Origin of the sequence: Acinetobacter oleivorans DR1, assembly GCF_000196795.1 — a bacterium.
Classification (GTDB): domain Bacteria; phylum Pseudomonadota; class Gammaproteobacteria; order Pseudomonadales; family Moraxellaceae; genus Acinetobacter; species Acinetobacter oleivorans.
In genome coordinates this window covers 3,832,148-3,858,468 of sequence record NC_014259.1, presented here as the reverse complement: position 1 = coordinate 3,858,468, position 26,321 = coordinate 3,832,148, and the positions used below count along the sequence as shown (strand labels likewise).

21 protein-coding genes and 5 tRNA genes are annotated in these 26,321 nt (G+C 40.8%); all 26 read left to right on the top strand.

Annotated features, from left to right (window positions below):
- The first annotated feature begins 31 nt into the window (after positions 1-31).
- The 26 genes from hemC (at position 32) to rpoC (ending at position 26,162) form a co-directional block, all read left to right on the top strand.
- Entirely contained in the window at positions 32-949 is a 918-nt protein-coding gene (hemC, locus tag AOLE_RS18150; RefSeq protein WP_035332054.1) for a hydroxymethylbilane synthase, read from the top strand.
- A gap of 3 nt (positions 950-952) precedes the next feature.
- Entirely contained in the window at positions 953-1,720 is a 768-nt protein-coding gene (locus tag AOLE_RS18145; RefSeq protein ID WP_013199113.1) for a uroporphyrinogen-III synthase, read from the top strand.
- 8 nt (positions 1,721-1,728) lie between these two features.
- The gene (locus AOLE_RS18140) at positions 1,729-2,571 is read left to right on the top strand and encodes a hypothetical protein (RefSeq protein ID WP_013199112.1); all 843 of its coding nucleotides are present in this window, start codon (positions 1,729-1,731) and stop codon (positions 2,569-2,571) included.
- Between the two features lie 9 nt (positions 2,572-2,580).
- Positions 2,581-3,774, top strand: coding sequence for a hypothetical protein (locus AOLE_RS18135; protein WP_005301703.1), 1,194 nt, complete (start codon positions 2,581-2,583; stop codon positions 3,772-3,774).
- A 7-nt stretch (positions 3,775-3,781) separates the two neighbouring features.
- On the top strand, positions 3,782-4,222 hold the full coding sequence (locus AOLE_RS18130) for an acyl-CoA thioesterase (RefSeq protein WP_023274336.1): 441 nt from the start codon (positions 3,782-3,784) through the stop codon (positions 4,220-4,222).
- Positions 4,223-4,416: 194 nt separating this feature from the next.
- On the top strand, positions 4,417-4,743 hold the full coding sequence (locus AOLE_RS18125; RefSeq protein WP_002053185.1) for an H-NS histone family protein: 327 nt from the start codon (positions 4,417-4,419) through the stop codon (positions 4,741-4,743).
- Positions 4,744-5,075: 332 nt separating this feature from the next.
- Positions 5,076-5,819: a type II secretion system protein N gene (gene gspN / locus AOLE_RS18120; protein ID WP_005301710.1), complete on the top strand. Its 744-nt coding sequence runs from the start codon at positions 5,076-5,078 to the stop codon at positions 5,817-5,819.
- Positions 5,819-6,655, top strand: a complete 837-nt coding sequence (locus tag AOLE_RS18115; RefSeq protein ID WP_013199110.1) for a type II secretion system protein N — start codon at positions 5,819-5,821, stop codon at positions 6,653-6,655. Before gspN ends, AOLE_RS18115 begins: the two co-directional genes overlap by 1 nt.
- A gap of 41 nt (positions 6,656-6,696) precedes the next feature.
- Positions 6,697-8,970 carry a type II secretion system secretin GspD gene (gene gspD / locus AOLE_RS18110; RefSeq protein WP_013199109.1) on the top strand — a complete coding sequence of 758 codons (2,274 nt, stop codon included), beginning with the start codon at positions 6,697-6,699 and terminating at the stop codon, positions 8,968-8,970.
- Positions 8,971-9,010: 40 nt separating this feature from the next.
- The gene (locus AOLE_RS18105; protein WP_013199108.1) at positions 9,011-9,640 is read left to right on the top strand and encodes an FHA domain-containing protein; all 630 of its coding nucleotides are present in this window, start codon (positions 9,011-9,013) and stop codon (positions 9,638-9,640) included.
- A 65-nt stretch (positions 9,641-9,705) separates the two neighbouring features.
- Positions 9,706-10,374: a phosphoglycolate phosphatase gene (locus tag AOLE_RS18100; protein ID WP_013199107.1), complete on the top strand. Its 669-nt coding sequence runs from the start codon at positions 9,706-9,708 to the stop codon at positions 10,372-10,374.
- 108 nt (positions 10,375-10,482) lie between these two features.
- Complete coding sequence (trpE, locus tag AOLE_RS18095; protein WP_004795107.1) at positions 10,483-11,976, top strand: anthranilate synthase component I; 1,494 nt, start codon at positions 10,483-10,485, stop codon at positions 11,974-11,976.
- 98 nt (positions 11,977-12,074) lie between these two features.
- Positions 12,075-12,150 (top strand) — tRNA-Thr (locus AOLE_RS18090).
- A gap of 52 nt (positions 12,151-12,202) precedes the next feature.
- Positions 12,203-12,286: transfer RNA gene (locus AOLE_RS18085), tRNA-Tyr, on the top strand.
- Between the two features lie 37 nt (positions 12,287-12,323).
- A tRNA-Gly gene (locus AOLE_RS18080) sits at positions 12,324-12,399 on the top strand.
- 13 nt (positions 12,400-12,412) lie between these two features.
- Positions 12,413-12,487 (top strand) — tRNA-Thr (locus tag AOLE_RS18075).
- A 146-nt stretch (positions 12,488-12,633) separates the two neighbouring features.
- Positions 12,634-13,824 carry an elongation factor Tu gene (gene tuf / locus AOLE_RS18070; RefSeq protein ID WP_004794160.1) on the top strand — a complete coding sequence of 397 codons (1,191 nt, stop codon included), beginning with the start codon at positions 12,634-12,636 and terminating at the stop codon, positions 13,822-13,824.
- Between the two features lie 60 nt (positions 13,825-13,884).
- A tRNA-Trp gene (locus tag AOLE_RS18065) sits at positions 13,885-13,960 on the top strand.
- Between the two features lie 75 nt (positions 13,961-14,035).
- The gene (gene secE, locus AOLE_RS18060; protein ID WP_004795106.1) at positions 14,036-14,476 is read left to right on the top strand and encodes a preprotein translocase subunit SecE; all 441 of its coding nucleotides are present in this window, start codon (positions 14,036-14,038) and stop codon (positions 14,474-14,476) included.
- A 7-nt stretch (positions 14,477-14,483) separates the two neighbouring features.
- The gene (gene nusG, locus AOLE_RS18055; protein WP_003654499.1) at positions 14,484-15,017 is read left to right on the top strand and encodes a transcription termination/antitermination protein NusG; all 534 of its coding nucleotides are present in this window, start codon (positions 14,484-14,486) and stop codon (positions 15,015-15,017) included.
- 109 nt (positions 15,018-15,126) lie between these two features.
- Complete coding sequence (gene rplK / locus AOLE_RS18050; protein ID WP_001074682.1) at positions 15,127-15,555, top strand: 50S ribosomal protein L11; 429 nt, start codon at positions 15,127-15,129, stop codon at positions 15,553-15,555.
- 3 nt (positions 15,556-15,558) lie between these two features.
- Positions 15,559-16,254 (top strand): 50S ribosomal protein L1, encoded by a 696-nt coding sequence (rplA, locus tag AOLE_RS18045; RefSeq protein WP_005301727.1) that lies wholly within the window; start codon positions 15,559-15,561, stop codon positions 16,252-16,254.
- A gap of 313 nt (positions 16,255-16,567) precedes the next feature.
- Positions 16,568-17,074 (top strand): 50S ribosomal protein L10, encoded by a 507-nt coding sequence (gene rplJ / locus AOLE_RS18040; RefSeq protein ID WP_004699170.1) that lies wholly within the window; start codon positions 16,568-16,570, stop codon positions 17,072-17,074.
- Positions 17,075-17,122: 48 nt separating this feature from the next.
- Entirely contained in the window at positions 17,123-17,488 is a 366-nt protein-coding gene (gene rplL / locus AOLE_RS18035) for a 50S ribosomal protein L7/L12 (RefSeq protein ID WP_005037257.1), read from the top strand.
- 305 nt (positions 17,489-17,793) lie between these two features.
- Positions 17,794-21,882, top strand: coding sequence for a DNA-directed RNA polymerase subunit beta (gene rpoB / locus AOLE_RS18030; RefSeq protein WP_005301734.1), 4,089 nt, complete (start codon positions 17,794-17,796; stop codon positions 21,880-21,882).
- 86 nt (positions 21,883-21,968) lie between these two features.
- The gene (gene rpoC / locus AOLE_RS18025) at positions 21,969-26,162 is read left to right on the top strand and encodes a DNA-directed RNA polymerase subunit beta' (RefSeq protein ID WP_013199106.1); all 4,194 of its coding nucleotides are present in this window, start codon (positions 21,969-21,971) and stop codon (positions 26,160-26,162) included.
- The last annotated feature ends 159 nt before the right edge of the window (positions 26,163-26,321 follow it).

The following is a 26,321-nucleotide window of genomic DNA, read 5'->3' as shown; positions in this document are numbered from 1 at the left end:
TGTATCGTTTGACCAGCCCATGCTTGAATTTATGAAAACCTTGAAAATTGCTACACGACAAAGCCCACTTGCTCTTTGGCAGGCAGAACATATTCGTGCCCGATTACAGGAGCTTCACCCAGATTTAACGGTGGAGTTGGTTAAATTTGTTACGCAGGGCGATAAAATCTTAGATACGCCTTTAGCAAAAATTGGTGGGAAAGGGCTGTTTGTTAAAGAGTTAGAAGCAGCACTTCTAGATGGGCGTGCAGATTTAGCTGTACATTCAATGAAAGATGTCCCAATGGCTTTGCCAGAAGGTCTAAGCTTGGCAGTAATTTGTGAACGTGAAGATCCATTAGATGCTTTCGTTTCAAATCAATTTGAAAAATTTGCCGACTTACCTCAAGGTGCAAAAGTGGGCACCTCAAGTTTACGCCGTAAATCCCAAATTTTAAAACAGCGTCCTGATTTGCAAATTATTGACTTGCGTGGAAATGTTGGCACACGTTTAGCAAAACTAGATGACGGTCAATATGACGCTATTATTTTAGCTAGCGCTGGTTTGAAGCGTTTAGGATTGTCAGAACGTATTCGTCATTGTTTAACACCAGACATTAGTTTGCCTGCGGTGGGTCAAGGTGCGTTGGGCTTGGAATGCCGTGCAGCTGACCAAGATGTATTAGCTTTAATTCAACCACTATTGCACGAAGAAACAGATGTTTGCGTACGTGCTGAGCGTGCTTTTAATGCTTATCTGGAAGGTGGTTGTCAGGTTCCGATTGCAGGTTATGCCACACTACAAAATGGACAAATCCATATTGAAGGTCGTGTCGGAAGTCCTGATGGGCAAACATTATTACGTGCTGAACTGACAGATGAAGCTAGCAATGCTCATCAACTGGGTGAAAATCTTGCTCGAAACTTACTAGACCAAGGCGCGGGCGAGCTATTAAAGGCTCTCTACTAAACCATGTTGTTTATTAATACTCGACCTGATTCTCGTGCAGCTGAATTAACAGATGCTTTGCAAAATGAAGGTTATCAGGTTGAGTCTTTACCTCTTTTAGAACTCGTTGCTAAACCCTTTTCCGAACACTTACTTCAGCTTTACCAACAATTAGTTAAAGCACAAGCTATTGTTGTGGTCAGCCCAACTGCTGTTGATGTGGGTATGCAGTATTTAATACAAAGTGGTTTAAAGCTAGATGACTTAACACATATTCAGTGGATTGCGGTCGGACAGGCTACCGCTAATCGTCTTCATGAGTATGGCGTTGACGCACATATTCCAGATGTGGAAACTTCTGAGGGAATGTTAAACCTACCGATTCTTCATAATATGAAACAGGACGGTAGTGTCGCTTTCTGGCGAGGAGAGGGTGGCCGTCAATTTATGATGGAAACTTTACAGCAGCAAGGCATTCAGATTTTAAATTTCGTTTTATATCATCGGCAATGCCCAGAAACCTCATATTCTACATTCAAACATCTGACACAGAATTCAAATTATAATTTACATAAATGGCTGGTCTTAATTACCAGTGAGGCCAGCTGGAAATATTGGTTAGAGCTTTGTTTAAAAAATAATGTACAACCTGATTGTGTATATTTGGTTTTAGGACCACGTCTTTTTCAAATTGTTAAAGAATATCGCGATCAACAACAGGCTCATTTTCACATTATTCAACTTGAAAATTTATCGCCTTCGGGGATGATTCATCACATTCAGGCATTATAAGGATTCGTATGAGAAAACTTGTTTCTATCATCATTTTACTGGGCATGGCTTGGTTGGCTAAGCTCAGTTACGATATGTGGCAAATTTCTCGTACTGTTCCCGAGCTTAAGCAAAGTCTGCTTCAATCAGAACAGCACTATGCCAATCTAAATGATCAATTGGTTGCTTTACAGCGGCAATTACAGAATCAACCTGTAAATACTGGTGATAAAGTAAGTTCAGTAGCTCACCCAGATGCTCCACCGATAGGTATTGCTCCTACAGTTTTAATTAAACAAAAGTTAGATTTAATTCAATTTGCAATTGATCAGCAGCAATTGATTTATGCAGTTGATCAATTAAATCAGTTGCAGCTATCTCTCGTGCACTATGAAATTGCTCCAGCATTGCAACATAGTTTAAGCCAATCGCTTGAGCAAGATAAGCAAGCAGTTCAACAATTCACTTTGGCTCAAAATCAGCGCCATCAATTGATCGACGATTTATTACAGACGATTGATAAAAATATTCAGCAAGCTTTAGCTCAGCCTAAGCTTGAGATGGATCAATCCGAGTCTGTGTCTTGGTGGAAAAAATGGTTCCGCATAGAAAAAGTAGAAACGCCGTCTATTAATTTAATGAATCGAAGTGTGGTACTCAAAGAAGTACAATTAAGACTATTAATTGCTGAACAGGCACTCAATCAAGGCAAAATGACAGAGTACCAAAACGAGTTGCAATCTGTGATGCAAAAGCTAGATGAAATGCCTGATGCAACGAGTCAACAGTTAAAAAAACGTATTGCTAAAGTGGCGCATTTATCTATCGTGCCTGTTCCTAAATTATCTACACTTGGTCTAATTGGCTCATAAGGAGGAGATATGAAACACCTCCTGTCGGTTTATTTCGTAATTAGTTTAATACTCTTTGCCGCTTTAGCTTTATTGAGTTATGGCTATGGAATGGGGTATGTCTACATTTACTGGCGACAATTGCAGTTGCAAACAAATGTCTGGGGATTAACCCTTGCTTTTGTTGCCATGAGTTTTATTGCTCAACTTATATGGCTTTGGGTTAAACGTTATTCCTCTCGCGAGCAGAGGAAAAGTGAAAACATCTTCCAGTTTAAAAACCTTCATCCCTATGAACAATTAGGTATTGTCTGGTTATTAGAGGCCGCCGAAGATCAACGTGTATTTATTGAACGTGTTTTTACTCAGTCAGCGCTTTTAAAAAATATTATTGATGCCAAATTTCTGGTTTTAAGTGGAGACTATCCAAAAGCATTGGCTGCTTTAGATCAATCACCGCCTATGGCATTTGAATTGGCAGAATTAGAACGAATCGAAATCTTTTTAGCCCAAAACGAAGCTGAACGTGCATTAACTCATCTTGAGTTTTTATACCAGCATCAGTTATCGCCTTGGCTTGAGGAAATAGAAACAGCCTACCAGCAACGATTAACAGCGTTATGGGGGCAATTGGCGCTGCAACACCCATGGGTGTATTTACGGTCAATGAAGTATGGTTTGCTAGATGCTGAGCACCGTGATTTATGGTTACAGCAACTCCTTCAGCAGTTTGATGAAGCTTCTGTTGATGATCTGCATGCTTTGCAACAACGTTATCTAGATTTAGAGTCTGAAATTCAAACTCGACCTTATAGCAGTAAGTTGTTATGGCTCAAACTATTGGCGCGTATGCCTGATATGAGTATGCAGCACGCAGCCTTAACACTACACTTATTAAAAGAACAGTTCGATCCAGAAGTGTTTTATCTGTGGTTTCAGCAACAACTGCTTAAACAGGTTCCAGACTATGCAGATGTCGAAGAAAAAATTATCGAGTTTGAAAATCAATATATGAATTTGCCTGTTTTAACTTTTGCAAAATGGCATGTCTATATGGCAACTGGACGTCAAGCAGAGGCTGAAACATTATTATCATTATATCCAGATAATATTTTAATGAGCTATTTACGTATTAAGTCTACGCTTAATGAAGATGAAGTATTAATCAAACAGTTAAACCTAATTTTTGAAAATGATGCGAATTTTTTAAAATTTAAAATATGAGGCAAAAATGAAAGAACTGTCTGTCTACCCGATAATATATGAACAGAAAGTCGCATGGGGAGATATGGATGCTTTCGGTCATGTCAATAATGTACAATATTATCGATATATTGAAAGCTCACGTATTTTATATATGGAAGCAATAAATATATTAACGCCGCAATTATATACCGTTGTAGCTTCAAGTCAGTGTAAATATTTAAAGCCAGTTTTTTATCCAGATGTACTGAAAGTCGGTGTTCGCGTGGAAGAGCTCCGTAATAGTGCATTCCGTATGGCTTATATATTATGGAGCGAGACACAACAACAAATTGTGGCTACTGGTGAGGCGGTTATGGTCTGCGTAGATAAATTAACAGAACGAAAATGTGAAATACCTCAGGAAATAAAACAAAAAATTATTGAGCTAGAAAAATCTGTTGGGCATGACTTAATACATTTATCTTAAATAAATATTAATAAAATATATTTCATTTATAATTGATAATGTAATTAAAAGGTAATTTTTTTAGTTATTCTGATGAACACGGCTTTCAAACTATTGCTTATTGAATAGATTATAAATAATATTGGTCTTGATTTTATGTTTTTAAATTTTGTCTGTATTATTTTGAATTGTCTGTAAGACTGGAGTATTTATTAATGAAACCGGATATCAGTGAATTATCTGTTGAAGAGTTAAAACGCTTACAAGAAGAAGCGGAAGCTTTAATTGCAAGTAAAAAAGATCAAGCAATCGAAGATGCTTATAATCAAATTATCGAGATTGCTGAAAATGTAGGTTTTAGTGTTGAACAACTTCTTGAGTTTGGTGCTCAAAAACGTAAGAAAACAACACGTAAATCTGTTGAGCCACGTTACCGCAACAAAAACAATTCTGAAGAGACTTGGACTGGTCGTGGTAAACAACCACGCTGGTTAGTTGCTGAAATTGAAAAAGGCGCAAAACTTGAAGATTTCTTAATCTAATCGTATTGCCGATTTAAAAAGCCAGGCAGATTTGCCTGGTTTTTTTATGCATAAAAATAACTAAAGTGTGTTTTGAAAATTATTTAAGAAATTGGGTGTTTAAATTCATCTTTAAATAGATTGTTGAGATCAAATTTGCATTTAGTTCTTTTAGCACTCGGTTTTCATGATTTTGTCATACGTTCAACTTATAGTCTTAATACCGAAGCCAAGCCCGATTGCTTGGTTTTTTTATATGAAGTGAATTGGCGATGTTGAAAAAGTATGCATAATGTCAGACTAGGGAGCTACTCTCAAAATAAGGACGATAATTTGCATGTTGGTAAGGCTGAATGAAGAAAAAGTCTAAGCAATGGAAGTGGTGGTTATTTGCACTCATTGCATTTTTAATTTTTATTATTTTACAGATCCCGGCGACGTGGCTAATTTCTAAATTTTCAAAGAATAATCAAACTCTACACAATGTAAGTGGAAATATCTGGCAAGGCCAAGCAGATTGGCGGCGTGGTACTTTGAGAGGCTCGATTCATTGGAAAACTAGACCTCTTGACCTGTTTTTATTACGGTTCGCTGCTGATGTAGATATCCATAGTGGAAATACCCAATTATCTGGGGTAATGGGCTATGGCGTGGGTAAAAAAGTAATTGTAAAAGCTATGAATGGTCAGGTTGCGCCTGAAACATTAAAACAAATTGTGAACTGGCAATGGCCTGTGAATAGTATCCAGTTAAAAGATATTAATTTTAATTATAAAAAAGAGCAGGGTTTCGCCGCAGTTGATGGTCAATTGCATTGGGGGGGCGGTGCTTTAATTTATAATATTGGTGATCGTCAAGACCGGATGAATATGCCCTCTTTAAATGGGCAACTAACGGATCAAAACGGTCAATTACAAGTTGATATACGTGATCAACGCAGTCAAAAAATGGCGAATCTCTTATTAGATGCCAACATGATGCTTGATGTACAGCTTACCCAAAGGTTATTACTCAATATCCCATCTTATGATGGAAAAGCTGGTTTAGATACATTTGTCATTAGTTCTCGTCAGCCCTTAATACAAGGGGGTAACTAATGAAAGTGTGGATGGAGAAATTACAGCACCTACAATGGCAAAAATTAGATCGGTTAAGTGTGGTTGTATTTGCCGTTTTAATTCTATGGCTGTGCTGGAAATTGGCTTCATTATTTTGGTGGGTGATTGCACCTCCTCAAATGATGCAGTTTGATCGTGTAGAGTTAGGATCACAGCAACCACAAATTCCTAACATTAGTACTTTTTCGCTTTTTAATGAACCTTCAGCCAATGCAGCTCAGGAAAATGTCAACCTAGAATTACAAGGCGTGATGCTGGGTTATCCCAACCGTTTTTCTTCGGCTGTGATTAAGCTTGATAATACTGCTGACCGGTATCGGGTGGGAGAAACAATAGGTTCTACCTCTTATCAGTTGGCAGAAGTTTATTGGGATCACGTGATATTGCGTCAAGGTAATGGAAGTACGCGTGAGCTTCAGTTTAAAGGTTTGCCAAACGGTTTATATCAACCTATGACACCAGATGCCTCACAACCAACTGCAACTGCGCCTCAGTCGTCGGCACCTGTTAATACGACTCAAGAGGCGTTAGGACAGGCTATTCAGCAAATGCAGGGGAACCGAGAGCAGTACCTCAAAGATATGGGGGTAAGCGGGAACTCAGGCGGAGGTTTTGAAGTTACAGAACGTACACCCACTGCGCTTCGAAATAAGTTAGGTTTAAGGCCGGGTGACCGGATTGTTTCCTTAAATGGTCAAACGGTTGGGCAAGGGCAAACGGATGTGCAGTTACTTGAACAGGCTCGTCGAGCTGGGCAAGTGAAATTAGAAATAAAACGTGGTGATCAAGTGATGACCATACAACAAAATTTTTAGTGATAACACGTCACCATAAGAGTTAGGAATTATCGCAAGTTATGGCTTTATTGAATCATCAACGTCCACTTTGGGCATTACTTGCAGCAGCTCCATTGATTGCGACAGTGAGCAGCAGCGTCTATGCCCAGACATGGAAGATCAATTTACGTGATGCTGACTTAACTGCATTTATTAATGAAGTTGCAGACATTACGGGGAAAAACTTTGCAGTAGATCCGCGAGTGCGTGGCAATGTCACAGTAATATCGAATAAACCCCTTAATAAAGATGAAGTTTATGATCTATTTCTTGGGGTTTTAAATGTAAATGGGGTGGTGGCAATTCCTTCAGGGAACACTATCAAGCTTGTGCCAGATAGTAATGTTAAGAATTCGGGAATCCCTTACGATTCTAGAAATAGACTGCGTGGTGATCAAATTGTCACTCGAGTCATTTGGCTTGAAAACACGAATCCAAATGATTTAATTCCAGCACTTCGTCCTTTAATGCCACAATTTGCACATATGGCTGCGATAGCAGGGACTAATGCGCTAATTGTTTCGGACCGGGCAGCGAATATTTACCAACTTGAAAATATCATTCGTAACCTCGACGGTACGGGGCAAAATGATATTGAGGCAATAAGTCTCCAATCGAGCCAAGCGGAAGAAATTATTACTCAACTTGAGGCAATGAGCGCTACGGGGGCATCTAAAGATTTTAACGGGGCGCGTATCCGTATTATTGCAGACAACCGAACAAATCGTATTTTAGTAAAGGGTGATCCTGAAACGCGTAAACGCATTCGCCACATGATTGAAATGTTGGATGTGCCTTCAGCAGATCGCTTAGGCGGCTTAAAAGTTTTTCGATTAAAATATGCTAGTGCAAAAAACTTATCTGAGATTTTGCAAGGCCTCGTAACAGGACAAGCAGTTTCTTCGTCAAATAATAATAGTTCTTCTAACTCATCGAATCCTATCAATAATTTGATGGGTAATAACCAAAATTCCAGTTCAAATACCTCTGGTTCAAATGGTAGCTCAATTTCTACGCCATCTATTAACCTAAATGGTAATTCAAATAATAGTAATCAGAACAGTATCTCTAGCTTTAGCCAAAATGGTGTGAGTATTATTGCGGATAATGCCCAAAACTCGTTAGTGGTTAAGGCTGATCCTCAATTAATGCGCGAAATTGAATCTGCTATTCAGCAGCTTGATGTTCGACGTCAGCAAGTTCTGATTGAAGCTGCAATTATTGAAGTTTCAGGGGATGATGCGGATCAACTTGGAATCCAATGGGCGCTAGGTGATTTATCTAGTGGGATTGGTTTGCTTAGCTTTAGTAATGTTGGTGCTAGTTTATCTTCTATTGCTGCTGGTTATTTATCGGGTGGCTCGGCTGGAGCAGCGTCTGCTATTGCTGGTGGAGCCAATAAAGGTAACGGTGCAACTTTGGCTTTGGGTAATTTTGAAAATTCCCGTAAGGCTTACGGTGCCTTGATTCAAGCACTCAAAAGCAACACTAAATCAAACTTATTGTCGACCCCATCTATTGTTACGATGGATAATGAAGAGGCTTATATCGTTGTCGGTCAGAACGTTCCATTTGTAACAGGGTCAGTCACTACGAATAGTACAGGTATCAATCCATATACAACTGTTGAACGTAAAGATGTGGGTGTGACATTAAAAGTTGTTCCACATATCGGTGAAGGCGGTACGGTTCGTCTTGAAGTAGAGCAAGAAGTTTCGAATGTTCAGACTAGTAAAGGGCAAGCGGCCGATTTAATTACCAATAAACGTGCTATTAAAACTGCTGTATTGGCCGAACATGGACAAACAGTTGTTTTAGGTGGTTTGGTGTCTGATGATGTTGAGCTGAGTCGTCAAGGTATTCCTGGTTTAAGCAGTATTCCATATGTAGGTAGATTATTCCGATCAGACAGTAGAAGTAATACGAAGCGTAATCTTCTTGTTTTTATTCATCCAACAATTGTGGGTGATGCGAATGATGTGCGCCGTTTGTCTCAGCAGCGCTACAACCAGCTTTACAGCTTGCAATTGGCGATGGATAGAAATGGCAACTTTGCCAAATTGCCTGAACAGGTTGATGATGTCTATAATCAAAAAATGACTCCGCCAAACATTACCTCTCAGCCAAAAAATTATCAGCAGGTTCCTTCAGGTGGCAAAAGCTCGACAGTAACAACACCTGTAGCTGTAGAGCCATCGGTTCAAAGACAAACCTTACAGTTGCCTGAACCTGAAGTTAATCGTACTAAAAATACCGTAACAACAACGACACTGCGTCCAAGCACAGCACCGTAGTAGCATGTTATGATTGATAAAAAATGAATAGGACATACGCATGACTTGGAAATTACAAGCAATTACTGGCGAAATTACTGGCCAAGAAATTAGTGTTGATCGTGATATGTTAGTCGGGCGCCATCAAGATGCTGATGTATTGTTGCAAGCCGCTGAAATTTCACGTCGCCACGCTGCATTGCTTTTAAAAGATCAATTGCTATGGGTGCAAGACCTTAATTCATCAAATGGTACATTCATAAACGATATTCGTATTGAGCAAGAAAAACAGCTGCATGATGGTGATATTGTTCAATTTGCTAGCTTTAAATTTTCTGTATTAGCGCCTGCGAAAGAAATATTAGATTTACCCGAAATCGAAGCAGAACCAGTGCAAACTGCTGCACTAACACAAGACTTAAGTGATCAAGGAATGCCAAGTCTTGCAGAGCGTGCTGCAGAAACAGAAGTTCGTCGTGATGGTATGCCACAGAATATCTCTATACCAAAGCCTGCACCTATTCCAGAGGGTGTGGATGTCAATGTAAAACAACCATCACCTGTTGCCTTTGAGGAGCCTGTTTCTCGTGTTGCTGAAGAAAAAGAGCAACAGAAGAATGCCTCAGTTGGTTTAATCACTATTATTATTTTAGTAATTTTAGCTTTATTGGCATGGTTATTCTTTAAATAATCCCTTGCTGCTTTTACAATCAAGGCATGCTAAACGCATGCCTTTTAAATTTTGAGAAGAAGAAGATGTCTGTTGCACAATTAAGTAAGCGCGATTTAATTTTATTTGATCTAGATGGAACACTAGTTGATTCTGCTGCTGATTTATATAGATCAATGAATTTAAGTTTACAAGAATTAAAATGGCCTTTAATAACAGAAGCCCAGATCCGAGCATGGGTAGGTAAGGGAGTGTCTAAACTCTGTGAAAGTGTTCTGCTTCATATTTTTGGAAAATTAGATGCTGAACAGCATAAAGTCCTCTTGCAGAAGTTTGTTGACATATACCGTGCTGAACTTTGTGTGAATACTCAAATTTATCCTGGTGTAACTGAGTTTTTAAAGCATTGTAAAACTTTGAATATACATATGGCATGTGTTACCAATAAGCCTGTGCAACTTGCTCAAGGGTTACTTGATGCATTAGAACTTTCTTCTTATTTTCAAGTTGTACTTGGAGGCGATAGTTTGTCCGAGAGAAAGCCACATCCATTGCCTTTATTGCATTGCATGCAAAGTCTAAAAATATCTGCGTCACAATCATTAATGATTGGCGATTCAAGTAATGATATTGAGGCTGCGCGTCGTGCGGGAATTGATTGTATTGTGGTTAGCTATGGCTATAATCATGGAGAAAATATCTATGATTGCAAACCTCAGCAAGTGGTTGATAGTTTGGCTGAGTTAATTATCTAATGAGTGAAATGGAGATCAGCATGAATAAGCGTATGGTTTTTCGATGGCGTGTCTAAATCGAAACTAGAAAACACACTTTTAAATCGAAACCATATTAGAGAAAAATTCATGACTACTTTAGCGCAATTCGAACAGCTTAAAGCATCAGGTTACAACACTATTCCAGTTTATCGTCAACGTTTGGCAGATACGGAAACACCTTTATCTGTTTTTGCTCGTTTTAAGGAGCAAAAACAAGCTTATTTATTTGAATCGGTTGAGGGGGGTGAAAACTGGGCGCGTTACTCCATGATTGGTTTGGGTGAATCGACAGTTTTTTCATGTAATGCTGGCGTTTTATCTATACAGCATGCTGATGGTTCGATCACACAAGAAGATTGTCTAGATCCATTTGAATATATTCGTGAATTCCAGAAGCAATTTACAGTTCCACCAGCTGAGCTTTTACCAGACTTACCAAGTTTTACTGGCGGGCTGGTTGGTTATTTAGGCTATGATGCAGTTCGCTACATAGAGCCACGTTTAAAAAATGTTCCTGCGGCTGATCCAATTACATTGCCGGATTTGTGGTTAATGCTATCAAAAACGGTCATTGTCTTTGATAACCTTAAAGATACTCTGTTTTTAATTGTTCATGCCGATACAGCACAGCCAAATGCTTATGAAGATGCGCAGCAAAAGTTAGATCAATTGGAACAGTTGTTGGCTACACCAGTTAGTTTGCAAGCTAAGCCACATACACCCCCACATTTTGAATCGATTACGGGTAAAGCGAAATTCTTAGAGACCATAGAAAAGGTTAAAGAATATATTCGTGCGGGTGATGTTATGCAGGTTGTTCCTGGTCAACGTATGGTTTCTGACTTTGATGGAGAGGCTTTACAGGTTTACCGTGCTTTACGCCATTTAAATCCTTCGCCTTATTTGTTCTTAGTACAAGGTCAAACAATTACGGATCAAAAACCATTCCATATTGTAGGGTCATCACCTGAAATTCTCTCTCGTCTTGAAAATGGTATTGCGACAGTTCGCCCATTGGCTGGTACGAGACCACGTGGAAAAACTAAAGAAGAAGATATCGCTTTAGAAAAAGACTTGCTTTCTGATGAAAAAGAAATCGCAGAGCATTTAATGTTGATTGACCTTGGTCGAAATGATGTTGGGCGAGTTTCTAAAATTGGTAAGGTCAAAGTGACTGATCAAATGGTCATTGAACGCTATTCGCATGTCATGCACATCGTTTCAAATGTACAAGGTGAGGTGCGTGATGATATCGATGCACTAGACGTATTTAAGGCAACTTTTCCAGCAGGTACTTTGTCTGGCGCACCTAAAATTCGTGCAATGGAAATTATTGACGAAGTAGAGCCTGTGAAAAGAGGTGTTTTTGGTGGGGCAGTGGGATATTTAGGATGGCATGGTGAAATGGATATGTCGATTGCAATCCGTACGTGTGTAATCCGTGATAAAAAAGTGTATGTACAGGCTGGAGCGGGCTTAGTTGCTGACTCAAATCCTGAATCGGAATGGAATGAAACCCAAATAAAAGCTCGCGCAGTGATCAAAGCGGTTGAATTATCATCAAACGGATTGATTTTATGAGTTTTTAGCAGTTTTTTTAAAAAAACTGCTTGCATCGTTTGGAAGTTTTGCTAAACTGCACACCGTTCCGATACGAAACGTACGAAACACTAAGAAGCGCCGGCATAGCTCAGTTGGTAGAGCAACTGACTTGTAATCAGTAGGTCCACAGTTCGAATCCGTGTGCCGGCACCATTTAAAGTGTGAAGTTGTTAAGTGTGGGATAACACTGAAATAAGTGTGATATGGTGAGATTCCCGAGCGGTCAAAGGGGGCGGACTGTAACTCCGCTACGAAAGTTTCGAAGGTTCGAATCCTTCTCTCACCACCATTAACTTCGATTGAAGTGCTAAGTATACCAGCATCGTGCGGGAGTAGCTCAGTTGGTAGAGCGGCAGCCTTCCAAGCTGCATGTCGCGAGTTCGACCCTCGTCTCCCGCTCCATCGAAGGATAATCGCTCTTATAGCTCAGTGGTAGAGCACTCCCTTGGTAAGGGAGAGGTCTCGAGTTCAAATCTCGATAAGAGCTCCAGATACAGTTTAGTAGATTTTCTACAAAGATTTAAAAAGCAGGCTTATTAGTCTGCTTTTCAAGTATTGGGTGTTTGATTTTTTAGGCGATATGTCGATGCTGAGTCTTGCTCAGAATTGTGTTCGACGTAAACGAGGACTATAAACATGGCTAAGGCTAAGTTTGAACGTAATAAGCCACACGTAAACGTGGGCACAATTGGTCACGTTGACCATGGTAAAACAACTTTAACTGCTGCGATTGCAACTATTTGTGCAAAAACTTACGGCGGTGAAGCGAAAGATTACTCACAAATCGACTCAGCACCTGAAGAAAAAGCACGTGGTATTACAATTAATACTTCACACGTAGAATACGATTCTCCAATCCGTCACTACGCTCACGTAGACTGCCCGGGCCACGCCGATTATGTTAAAAACATGATTACTGGTGCTGCTCAGATGGACGGCGCGATCCTTGTATGTGCTGCGACTGATGGTCCAATGCCACAAACTCGTGAACACATCCTTCTTTCTCGTCAGGTTGGTGTACCTTACATCATCGTATTCTTGAACAAGTGTGACCTTGTTGATGATGAAGAATTACTTGAATTAGTAGAAATGGAAGTTCGTGAACTTCTTTCTACTTATGACTTCCCAGGTGATGACACTCCTGTTATCCGTGGTTCAGCTCTTGCTGCTCTTAACGGTGATGCTGGTCAATATGGCGAGTCTTCAGTTCTTGCTCTTGTTGAAGCGCTTGACTCTTACATTCCAGAACCAGAACGTGCTATCGACAAAGCATTCTTAATGCCAATCGAAGACGTATTCTCAATTTCTGGTCGTGGTACTGTAGTAACAGGCCGTGTAGAAGCTGGTATCGTTAAAGTTGGTGAAGAAGTAGAGATCGTTGGTATTAAAGATACAGTTAAAACAACTGTAACTGGCGTAGAAATGTTCCGTAAACTTCTTGACGAAGGTCGTGCAGGCGAGAACTGTGGTGTTCTTTTACGTGGTACTAAGCGTGAAGACGTACAACGTGGTCAAGTACTTGCTAAACCAGGTACAATCAAGCCGCACACTAAATTCGATGCAGAAGTATACGTACTTTCTAAAGAAGAAGGTGGTCGTCATACTCCATTCCTTAACGGTTACCGTCCACAGTTCTACTTCCGTACAACTGACGTAACTGGCGCAATCCAATTACAAGACGGCGTTGAAATGGTTATGCCAGGTGACAACGTTGAAATGTCAGTAGAATTAATCCACCCAATCGCAATGGACCCAGGTCTACGTTTTGCGATCCGTGAAGGTGGTCGTACTGTAGGTGCTGGTGTTGTTGCGAAAGTAACTGCATAAGCATAATATAGTGACGGATTACGTCTCAGGTTGAGGGCTTTGGCTCTCAACTTGCATTATAGGTCAGTAGTTCAATTGGTAGAGCGTCGGTCTCCAAAACCGAATGTTGGGGGTTCGAGTCCCTCCTGACCTGCCATATTTTGAAATAAAAAGCTTGATGCTGGCTTAGTTGTTCATATAATAAGTCGCGAGTTCTACGACGAGTACAAAAATGTCGAATGATAAATCGCGTGACGCATTGAGCGACGCGCCAATTCCTCAAAGAAATAATTCTGCTGAAGTTGTTCGTTCTGGTTCGCCTCTAGATATTGTTCTATGGGTGATTGCAATTGCATTCTTGCTTTTAGCTACTATGGTGAATCAGTATTTACCAGCGTATTGGGCGCCTGCAAATAATATTTGGGTGCGCGTTGGGGCAATTTTTGCTTGTATCGTTGTGGCTTTAGGTTTATTATACGCCACCCATCAAGGTAAAGGCTTCGTTCGTTTGCTAAAAGATGCACGAGTCGAATTGCGTCGAGTAACTTGGCCAACAAAACAAGAAACAGTCACTACATCGTGGCAGGTTCTATTGGTTGTAGTTGTTGCATCATTGGTTTTATGGTGCTTTGACTATGGTTTGGGTTGGTTAATTAAGTTGATTATCGGGTAAAAGAGCTATGAAACGTTGGTACATTATTCATGCCTACTCTGGCTATGAAAAACAAGTGTTGCGTTCGCTTACAGAACGAATCCAGCGTAGCGCTGTTGCTGATAGCTTTGGTGATGTCCTTGTTCCTACCGAAGAAGTGGTAGAAATGAAGGATGGTAAGAAACGTAAATCTGAGCGTAAATTCTTTCCTGGCTATGTATTAGTCGAAATGGAAATGAATGATGATACTTGGCATATCGTTAAAGAATGTCCAAAGGTTCTAGGTTTCATTGGTGGTACACCTGAAAAACCAGCACCAATCACTCAGCGCGAAGCAGATGCGATTCTTGCGCGTGTACGTAATACAGGTGAAGCACCACGTCCTAAGACGATGTTTGAGCCTGGTGAAGAATTACTTGTTATTGACGGTCCATTCACAGACTTTAAAGGTGTGGTGGAAGAAGTTCAATACGAAAAGTCACGTTTAACGTTGACGATTAATGTATTTAATCGACCAACTCAGGTTGAACTCGAATTTCGCCAAGTCGAAAAAACGATTTAATCTTAATTGGTTGAAAAGCGCCCGATTTTATCGGGCATTGTTGTTGTAACAGTAGTGTTGCGTAAAGATTGGGGAGCCTAGCGGCGTTCGTACCCAGAGGTATTTTAAAATGGCTAAGAAGATTGACGGCTATATCAAGCTGCAAGTTCCAGCTGGTAAAGCAAATCCATCTCCACCAATTGGTCCTGCATTAGGTCAACGTGGTGTAAACATCATGGCATTCTGTAAAGAATTCAATGCTGCTACACAAAAAGTTGAACCAGGTCTTCCAATTCCTGTAGTGATTACTGTGTACAACGACAAGTCGTTCACATTCATCATGAAAACTCCTCCAGCTTCTATTCTTCTTAAGAAAGCTGCTGGTATCCAAAAGGGTTCATCTGTACCAAACAAAACTAAAGTTGGTAAGTTGACTCGTGCTCAGTTAGAAGAAATTGCGACTACTAAAGAACCAGATTTAACTGGTGCTGATTTAGACGCACGTGTACGTACCATTGCTGGTTCTGCGCGTTCTATGGGCTTGGAAGTGGAGCTATAAGACATGGCAAAGTTAACTAAACGTCAAAAAGCCATTGCTGCTGCTGTTGAAGCAAACAAAGTTTACACTTTGGAAGAAGCAGTGCAAGTTCTTAACAGCCTACCTGCTGCAAAGTTCAAAGAATCTTTGGATGTAGCTGTAAATCTTGGTGTAGACCCACGTAAATCTGATCAGGTTGTTCGTGGTGCAACTACATTACCTGCAGGTACTGGTAAAACTGTACGTGTAGCTGTATTTGCTCAAGGCGCGCAAGCAGAAGCTGCTAAAGAAGCTGGTGCTGATGTTGTAGGTTTTGATGACCTTGCTGAAAGCATCCAAGGTGGAAACCTTGACTTTGATGTTGTAATCGCTGCTCCTGACGCTATGCGTGTTGTTGGTAAGCTCGGTACAATTCTTGGTCCACGTGGTTTAATGCCAAACCCTAAAGTTGGTACTGTAACTCCTGACGTAGCGAATGCTGTTAAAAACGCTAAATCTGGTCAGGCTCGTTACCGTGTAGACAAAGCGGGTATTATCCATGCTGCGATCGGTCAATTAGGCTTTGAAGCTGCTGCTATCCGTCAAAACGTTGAAACCTTAGTTGCTGACTTGAAAAAGTTAAAACCTGCAACTTCTAAAGGTGTATACATCAAAAAGATCACTTTGAGCTCAACTATGGGTCCTGGTCTTACTGTTGATGTAAGCAACGTTTCTAACTAAGTTTAAAACTTGGTCAAGAATTTTAAAGTCCTGATTGAGGGCAGGGTATAAAAATCATAGGTTTTTATACCCATTCAAAGTATTGCTTTGTTTCCTCACTCATCAGGCGGACTTTGAATTGATAAATGTAAATTTATCAGCGTCAAAGACCACAGGCGAAGAGACTTCTTTTGAATATCTTCTTAATAGCCCAGCCTGCGTAGACGCGGTGGTGTGATTTATTCCTCCTCCGCGTGCAAGTCAAATCTTTATTGACTTGCGAATTGGGAGTGTACTTTTTTGAGTACATAAATCACCGTTAGGAGGTTTTACAATGGCTCTTCTTATTGAAAGCAAAAAACAGATCGTTGCTGAAGTGGCTCAAACTGCTTCTACAGCGTTCGCTGCCGTTGTTGCTGACTATCAAGGTTTAACCGTTGAGCAATTAACTACTCTTCGTGTTGAAGCTCGTAAACTAGGTGTTGCTACACGCGTTGTACGTAACACTTTAGCTAAACGTGCTCTTCAAGATACGCAATTTGCAATCTTGAATGACAACCTTGTTGGCCCAACAATCTTAGCATTCTCAACTTCTGAAGACGATATGGGTGCAGCTGCACGCTTGTTTGAAGAATTTGCTAAAACTAACAAAGCATTTGAATTAAAAGCTGCTGCATTTGACGGCAAACTTTATCAAGGTGCTGATGTTAGCGTTATCGCAAACCTTCCAAACCAAGAAAAAGCGCTTACTATGCTCGCATCTGTTCTTCAAGCTCCTATTTCGAAATTGGGTCGCTTACTTACAGCGCTTCAAGAGAAAAACGAGTCAGAAGCTGCTTAAGCTTAAATCTACTTCCACACCATTCAATACCCATTTGGAGTTAATCTCATGGCTTTAACAAACGAAGAAATCCTAAACGCAGTTGCTGAAAAAACTGTTCTTGAACTTGTTGAACTTATTTCTGCTTTTGAAGAAAAATTCAACGTATCTGCTGCTGCTGTAGCTGTAGCTGCTGCTCCTGCTGCTGCTGCTGCTGAAGAACAATCTGAATTCAACGTTGAGTTGACTTCTTTTGGTGCTAACAAAGTAGCTGTAATTAAAGCAGTTCGTGAAGCAACTGGCCTTGGTCTTAAAGAAGCTAAAGACCTAGTTGAAGGTGCTCCACAAGTTCTTAAAGAAGGCGTTTCTAAAGAAGAAGGCGAAGAACTTAAGAAGAAACTTGAAGAAGCTGGTGCTACAGTTACACTTAAGTAATTGTAAAAGGAGTCGGTTTTTAAATCGGCTCCATAAAATGGCTGATGGCTCTTGGGTCATCAGCCTTTTTGCGTTACAATAATCGGCTCGATTTTTGTTTGTTCTGTACAATAACTGTTATATTTCAGAAGAATCAAAGTAATTTCAAATGCTTACCAATATTTTTCTTTTTAAAAAATATTGTTAAGCGTTTTAATACCACTAAAAATTGCAGCATTTGTAAACAGTGGTGGCCATATCGGCCTGTGTAATTCCTTCTGAGCCCGTTCTGCAGGCGGGCTTGGTTTACTTTCCGAGGACTCCAGATGGCATACTCATATACCGAAAAGAAACGGATCCGTAAGAATTTTGGTAAATTGCCCCAAGTAATGGAAGCACCGTACTTACTTTCGATTCAGGTCGATTCGTATAGAACGTTCTTGCAAGGTGGCAAATCTCCAAAAAACCGCGAAGATATCGGTCTCCAAGCCGCATTTCGTTCAGTTTTTCCTATAGAAAGTTATTCTGGCAATGCTGCTTTAGAATTTGTTGAGTATAGCCTTGGTAAGCCTGAGTTTGATGTGCGTGAATGTATTTTACGTGGTTCGACTTATGCGGCACCAATGCGCGTAAAAATTCGTTTGATTATTAAAGATCGCGAAACTAAATCTATTAAAGACGTACGTGAACAAGAAGTCTACATGGGTGAAATGCCACTTATGACAGACAATGGTACCTTTGTTATCAATGGTACTGAGCGTGTAATTGTATCTCAATTACATCGTTCACCTGGTGTGTTCTTCGATCACGATAAAGGCAAAACACATTCAAGTGGTAAAGTACTTTATTCTGCACGTATTATTCCTTACCGTGGTTCATGGTTAGATTTCGAATTTGATGCTAAAGATTTAGTTTATGTACGTATTGACCGTCGTCGTAAATTATTAGCAACTGTTGTGTTGCGTGCATTGGGTTATAACAATGAACAAATCTTGAATTTGTTCTATGAGAAAGTGCCTGTATATCTTGATATGGGTAGCTATCAAATTGACCTCGTTCCAGATCGTCTGCGTGGCGAAATGGCGCAGTTTGATATTGCTGACAATGACGGTAAAATCATTGTTGAACAAGGTAAACGTATTAATGCACGTCATGTACGTCAAATGGAAGCTTCTGGTTTAGCTAAGCTATCAGTTCCTGACGAGTACTTGTATGAGCGTATCACTGCTGAAGACATTACTTTACGTAATGGTGATGTGATTGCTGCAAATACATTGTTAAGCCATGAAGTTATGGTGAAACTAGCAGAAGGCGGCGTTAAACAATTCAATATCTTGTTTACGAACGATATTGACCGTGGTTCATTTGTTGCTGACTCATTACGTGCTGACACAACATCTGGTCGTGAAGAAGCATTAGTTGAAATCTATAAAGTAATGCGTCCAGGCGAGCCACCAACAAAAGAAGCTGCTGAAAACTTATTTAATAACTTATTCTTCTCTTCTGAACGTTATGACTTATCTCCAGTAGGTCGTATGAAGTTCAACCGTCGTTTGGGTCGTCCATACGAAGTTGGTACTGACCAGAAGTCACGTGAAGTAGAAGGTATTTTATCGCACGAAGATATCATCGATGTATTACGTACATTAGTTGAAATCCGTAACGGTAAAGGTGAAGTCGACGATATCGATCACTTGGGTAACCGTCGTGTACGTTCTGTTGGTGAAATGACTGAAAACCAATTCCGTGTTGGTTTAGTTCGTGTTGAACGTGCTGTTAAAGAACGTTTAAGCCAAGCAGAAACAGATAATTTGTCTCCGCAAGATCTCATTAACGCAAAACCAGTTGCAGCTGCAATCAAAGAATTCTTTGGTTCAAGCCAATTGTCTCAGTTTATGGATCAAAACAACCCATTATCTGAAATTACACATAAACGCCGTGTTTCAGCGCTTGGGCCTGGTGGTTTAACGCGTGAACGTGCGGGCTTTGAAGTACGTGACGTACATCAAACTCACTATGGTCGTGTATGTCCAATTGAAACGCCTGAAGGTCCAAACATTGGTTTGATCAACTCGCTTTCAGTTTATGCAAAAGCAAATGATTTTGGTTTCTTGGAAACACCTTACCGTAAAGTGGTAGATGGCCGAGTAACTGATGCTGTTGAATACCTTTCTGCTATTGAAGAAGTAGGTACTGTTATTGCACAGGCCGATTCTGCTGTAGATAAAGATGGTAACTTAACAGAAGAGTTTGTTTCTGTTCGTCATCAAGGTGAATTCGTACGTATTCCACCTGAAAAAGTGACGCATATGGATGTATCTGCACAGCAGGTTGTATCTGTAGCTGCATCACTTATTCCATTCCTTGAACACGATGACGCGAACCGTGCATTAATGGGTTCAAACATGCAACGTCAGGCCGTTCCTACTCTACGTGCGGATAAACCGCTTGTAGGTACAGGTATGGAAGCGAACGTAGCACGTGACTCTGGTGTATGTGTGATCGCAAACCGTGGTGGTGCGATTGAATATGTAGATGCTTCTCGTATCGTTATTCGTGTAAACGAAGATGAAATGATTGCGGGTGAGGCTGGTGTAGATATTTACAACCTCATTAAATATACACGTTCTAACCAAAACACTTGTATTAACCAAAATATTATCGTGAATTTGGGCGACAAAGTTGCTCGCGGTGACATTTTGGCAGACGGTCCGTCAACAGATATGGGTGAGCTTGCGCTTGGTCAAAACATGCGTGTAGCGTTCATGACGTGGAATGGTTACAACTACGAAGACTCGATCTTGTTATCTGAGCGTGTACTTCAAGAAGACCGTTTAACTTCTATTCATATTCAAGAATTATCATGTGTAGCACGTGATACTAAGTTAGGTGCAGAAGAAATTACTGCCGATATTCCTAACGTAGGTGAAGCTGCACTTTCTAAACTTGATGAATCAGGTATCGTTTATATCGGTGCTGAAGTTACTGCTGGTGACATCCTTGTTGGTAAAGTAACGCCTAAAGGTGAAACTCAGTTAACTCCTGAAGAAAAATTGCTTCGTGCAATCTTCGGTGAGAAAGCAGCTGACGTTAAAGACTCATCTTTACGTGTTCCATCTGGTACTAAAGGTACAGTTATCGATGTTCAAGTCTTCACTCGTGATGGCTTAGAGAAAGATGACCGTGCGTTAGCAATTGAAAAAGCACAGCTTGACTCTTACCGTAAAGACTTGAAAGAAGAATACAAGATCTTTGAAGAAGCAGCTCGTGAGCGTGTAATTCGTTTGCTTAAAGGCCAAGAATCTAACGGTGGTGGTTCGACTAAACGTGGCGACAAACTTGTTGAAGATATGTTGTCTGGTTTAGAGCTTGTTGACTTACTTGAAATCCAACCTACAGACGAAGCAATTGCTGAACGTTTATCTCAAATTCAAGTGTTCTTGAAAGAGAAGAGCGCAGAAATTGATGAGAAGTTTGCAGAGAAGAAACGTAAGCTTTCGACTGGTGATGAGTTAACAACAGGCGTTCTGAAAGTTGTTAAAGTTTACCTAGCAGTTAAACGTCGTATTCAGCCTGGTGATAAAATGGCTGGTCGTCACGGTAACAAAGGTGTTGTATCTAACATTTTACCTGTTGAAGACATGCCACACGATGCGAACGGTGTACCAGTAGATATCGTATTGAACCCATTGGGTGTACCATCTCGTATGAACGTGGGTCAGATTCTTGAGACTCACTTGGGTATGGCGGCTAAAGGGCTTGGCGATAAAATCGAAAAAATGTTGAAAGAACAGCGTACAGTTTTAGAACTTCGCGAATTCTTAGACAAGATTTATAACAAAGTTGGTGGCGAGCAAGAAGATCTTGATAGCTTAACTGATGCTGAAGTTTTAGCTCTTTCTGGCAACTTACGTGCTGGTGTGCCTTTAGCTACTCCTGTATTTGATGGTGCTGAAGAAAGCCAAATTAAAGACCTACTTGAATTAGCTGACATTTCACGTACTGGTCAAACAGTATTGTTTGATGGTCGTACGGGTGAACAGTTTGATCGTCCTGTAACTGTAGGTTACATGTACATGCTCAAATTGAACCACTTGGTTGATGACAAAATGCATGCGCGTTCAACTGGTTCTTACTCACTTGTTACACAACAACCGCTTGGTGGTAAAGCACAGTTCGGTGGTCAGCGTTTCGGTGAGATGGAGGTCTGGGCACTTGAAGCTTACGGTGCAGCATATACTCTTCAAGAGATGTTAACTGTTAAGTCGGATGACGTTGAAGGTCGTACACGCATCTATAAGAATATTGTAGATGGTAACCATTATATGGATCCGGGTATGCCTGAATCGTTCAACGTATTGACCAAAGAGATCCGTTCTTTAGGTATCAACATTGAACTGAAAAATGGTGACTAAGTCGTAAGACTCACGATTTTTTAGGAAAAAACAATATTTGTGACCCAGTCGGGTAAGCGTTGCTTCCCGACACACGGAGAAAAAAATTGAAAGACTTGCTCGATATCATGCGTAAGAAAACGGACTCAGATGGTCATGCACCAATTGAGTTTGACCGTATCCGTATTGGTCTTGCGTCACCAGAAATGATTAAGTCATGGTCTCATGGTGAAGTTAAAAAACCTGAGACAATTAACTACCGTACTTTTAAACCAGAACGTGACGGTTTGTTCTGTGCCAAAATTTTTGGTCCAGTAAAAGATTACGAATGCTTGTGTGGTAAATACAAGCGTATGAAATACAAAGGCGTCATTTGTGAAAAATGTGGCGTTGAAGTAACTACAGCGAAAGTTCGTCGTGAACGTATGGGTCACATTGAACTCGCTTCTCCAGTTGCACATATCTGGTTCTTAAAATCGTTACCATCTCGTATCGGTTTATTACTTGATATGACGCTTCGTGATATCGAACGCGTATTGTATTTCGAATCATACGTTGTAACTGATCCTGGTATGACTCCGTTTGAAAAGTATCAACTTTTAACAGACGAAGAATACTTCAATGCACTTGAAGAGCACGGTGATGAATTCACTGCGAAAATGGGTGCAGAAGCGATTCAGGACTTATTAAAAGATATCGATCTTGAAGCTGAAATCGCACGTTTACGTGAAGAAATTCCTCAGACAACTTCTGAAACGAAGTTGAAAAAAGCGTCTAAACGCTTGAAATTGATGGAAGCATTCAACGATTCAAACAACAAGCCAGAATGGATGGTGATGAATGTACTTCCTGTACTTCCACCTGATTTACGTCCATTAGTTCCACTTGAAGGTGGTCGTTTCGCGACTTCTGACTTGAACGATTTATATCGTCGTGTCATTAACCGTAACAACCGTTTGAAGCGTCTTCTTGATCTTGCAGCACCAGACATTATCGTACGTAACGAAAAACGTATGTTACAAGAGTCTGTAGATGCATTGCTTGATAACGGTCGTCGTGGTCGTGCAATTACTGGTTCTAACAAACGTCCATTAAAATCTTTGGCAGATATGATCAAAGGTAAACAAGGTCGTTTCCGTCAGAACTTACTTGGTAAGCGTGTTGACTATTCTGGTCGTTCGGTAATTACTGTAGGTCCTACTTTACGTCTTCACCAATGCGGTCTTCCGAAGAAAATGGCACTTGAATTATTCAAGCCATTTATTTTTGCGAAACTACAAGCTTCAGGTCAAGCAACAACCATTAAAGCTGCGAAGAAAATGGTTGAGCGCGAGACTCCAGAAGTTTGGGACGTTCTTGCTTCTGTAATTCGTCAACATCCAGTAATGTTGAACCGTGCGCCAACACTTCACCGTTTAGGTCTTCAAGCATTTGAACCTATTCTTATTGAAGGTAAGGCAATCCGTCTTCACCCACTCGTTTGTGCTGCGTTTAACGCCGACTTCGATGGTGACCAAATGGCGGTACACGTTCCATTGACACTTGAAGCGCAGTTAGAAGCTCGTGCATTGATGATGTCAACAAACAACATCTTGTCACCAGCGAATGGTGAGCCGATCATCGTTCCTTCCCAGGACGTTGTCTTGGGTCTTTACTACATCACGCGTGATGCAGTAAATGCTAAAGGCGAAGGCATGGTGTTTGCTGATACTCACGAAGTAAACCGTGCACTTGCAACTGGTCAGGTTGCGATCCATGCTCGTGTTAAAGTACGTGTGCATCAAACTGTTATCAATGAAAATGGTGAACGTGAACACGGAACTATTATTGTTGATACGACACCAGGCCGTTGTTTGCTTTGGGAAGTTGTTCCACAAGGCTTAAGCTTTGACATGATCAACCTTGAGATGACTAAAAAGAATATCTCGAAGTTAATCAACTCTTGCTACCGTAAACTTGGTTTGAAAGATACCGTTATCTTTGCTGACCAATTAATGTACTTGGGCTTCCGTCAAGCGACTCGTTCAGGTGTATCTGTAGGTATGGAAGACATGTTGATTCCACCTACTAAGCACACAATTATTGATAAAGCAGAAACAGAAGTTCGTGAAATCGAACAACAGTTCGAACAAGGTTTCGTAACTGCTGGTGAGCGTTATAACAAAGTTGTCGATATCTGGGCGCGTACAAACGACCAAGTTGCTAAAGCGATGATGGATAACTTGTCTTATACACTTGTGAAAAATAAACAAGGTGAAGACGAGAAACAAAAATCATTCAACAGCATCTATATGATGTCTGACTCTGGTGCCCGTGGTAGTGCGGCACAGATTCGTCAGCTTGCTGGTATGCGTGGCTTGATGGCAAAACCGGATGGTTCGATTATCGAAACACCGATTAAAGCGAACTTCCGTGAAGGTTTAACAGTACTTCAGTACTTTATTTCAACACACGGTGCGCGTAAAGGTTTGGCCGATACAGCATTGAAAACTGCGAACTCTGGTTACTTGACTCGTCGTCTTGTAGACGTAGCACAAGATTTGGTAATTACTGAGCCTGACTGTGGTACAGCTGGTGGTTTGGTAATGACTCCATTCATTCAAGGTGGTGATGTCATTGAGCCATTACGTGACCGCGTATTAGGTCGTGTAACTGCTGAAGACGTACGTCGTGCATCTGATGATGAAGTTGTATTACCTCGTGGTACGTTAATTGACGAAAAAATCGCAGCTCATCTTGAAGAAGCGGGTGTGGATGAAGTCAAAGTACGTTCAGTAATTGCTTGTGAATCTGCTTTTGGTGTATGTGCTAGATGTTATGGCCGTGACCTTGCACGTGGTCACTTGGTTAACCCAGGTGAATCAGTTGGTGTAATGGCAGCACAATCTATTGGTGAACCAGGTACACAGTTAACGATGCGTACGTTCCACGTTGGTGGTGCTGCGAGCCGAACTTCTGCTGCAAACAGTGTTCAAGTACGTAATAAAGGTACTGTACGTTTCCATAACGTGAAAACTGTACAACATGCAAAAGGCCACTTGGTTTCAGTTTCACGTTCAGGTGAAATTGGTATTGCCGATGACTTAGGTCGTGAGCGCGAGCGTTATAAACTTCCTTACGGTGCAAGCATCTTGTTGAAAGATGGTGAAGCTGTAGAAGCTGGCGGCATCGTAGCGACTTGGGATCCGCATACACATCCATTAGTAACAGAAGTTGCTGGTAAAGCACGTTTCAGTCAAATCGCTGATGGTGTAACTGCAACATCGAAAACTGATGATGCAACTGGTATGACTACTGTTGAAATCTTGCCTGTAACAGCTCGTCCTGCTTCTGGTAAAGATTTACGTCCTGCAATCGTGTTGGATACAACAGATGGCGGCGAACAGTTCTACTTCTTGCCACAAAACACAATCGTAACTGTTCGCGATGGCGAAACGATTGGTGTCGGTGACGTAATTGGTCGTGTACCACAAGAAACATCACGTACTCGTGATATTACCGGTGGTCTTCCGCGTGTAGCTGACTTATTCGAAGCACGTAAACCGAAAGAACATGCAATTCTTGCTGAAGTTTCAGGTGTTGTAAGCTTCGGTAAAGAAACTAAGGGTAAAAACCGTTTAGTAATTACCCCAGATGATGGTTCTGAGATTTACGAAGAATTGATTCCAAAATGGCGTCAAATCAACGTGTTCGAAGGCGAGCATGTGAACCGTGGTGAAACAGTTTCTGATGGTCCACAAAACCCGCACGACATCTTACGTTTGAAAGGTGAAGTTGCATTAACTAACTACATCGTGAACGAAGTTCAAGACGTATACCGTCTCCAAGGTGTAAAAATCAACGACAAACATATTGAAGTTATCGTACGTCAAATGTTGCGTAAAGTTGATATCACTGATGGTGGCGATACAAGCTTCATCAAAGGCGAGCAAGTGGATTACATCCGCGTTGTTCAAGAGAACCAAGCTGTCTTGGCTCAGAACAAGTTCCCTGCGAAGTTTGAACGTCAATTGATGGGTATTACGAAAGCATCGCTTTCTACAGACTCGTTCATCTCTGCTGCATCGTTCCAGGAAACAACTCGTGTGTTAACTGAAGCTGCTGTAACAGGTAAAGAAGATGATTTACGTGGCTTGAAAGAAAACGTTGTAGTCGGTCGCTTGATTCCAGCTGGTACTGGTCTTGCATACCACTTAGAACGTCGTCGTCAAGAAGCAGAAGCTGCTGAACATGAGCTTCACAATGACTTCAGCGAAGTAGACCAAGCATTTAGCCAAGCATTAAACTCAGAACAATTCTAAGTTTAGACTGGCACTAAAAAAGGCACCTCAGGGTGCCTTTTTTTATTTATATTTATTTATAACAATTAAAAGTGGTAATTACATAAACATATTAAAGAGCCATTATTTTATTACTTAAGCGGGATAAACGCTCCACAAAAACAGATTAGGCTACATGCT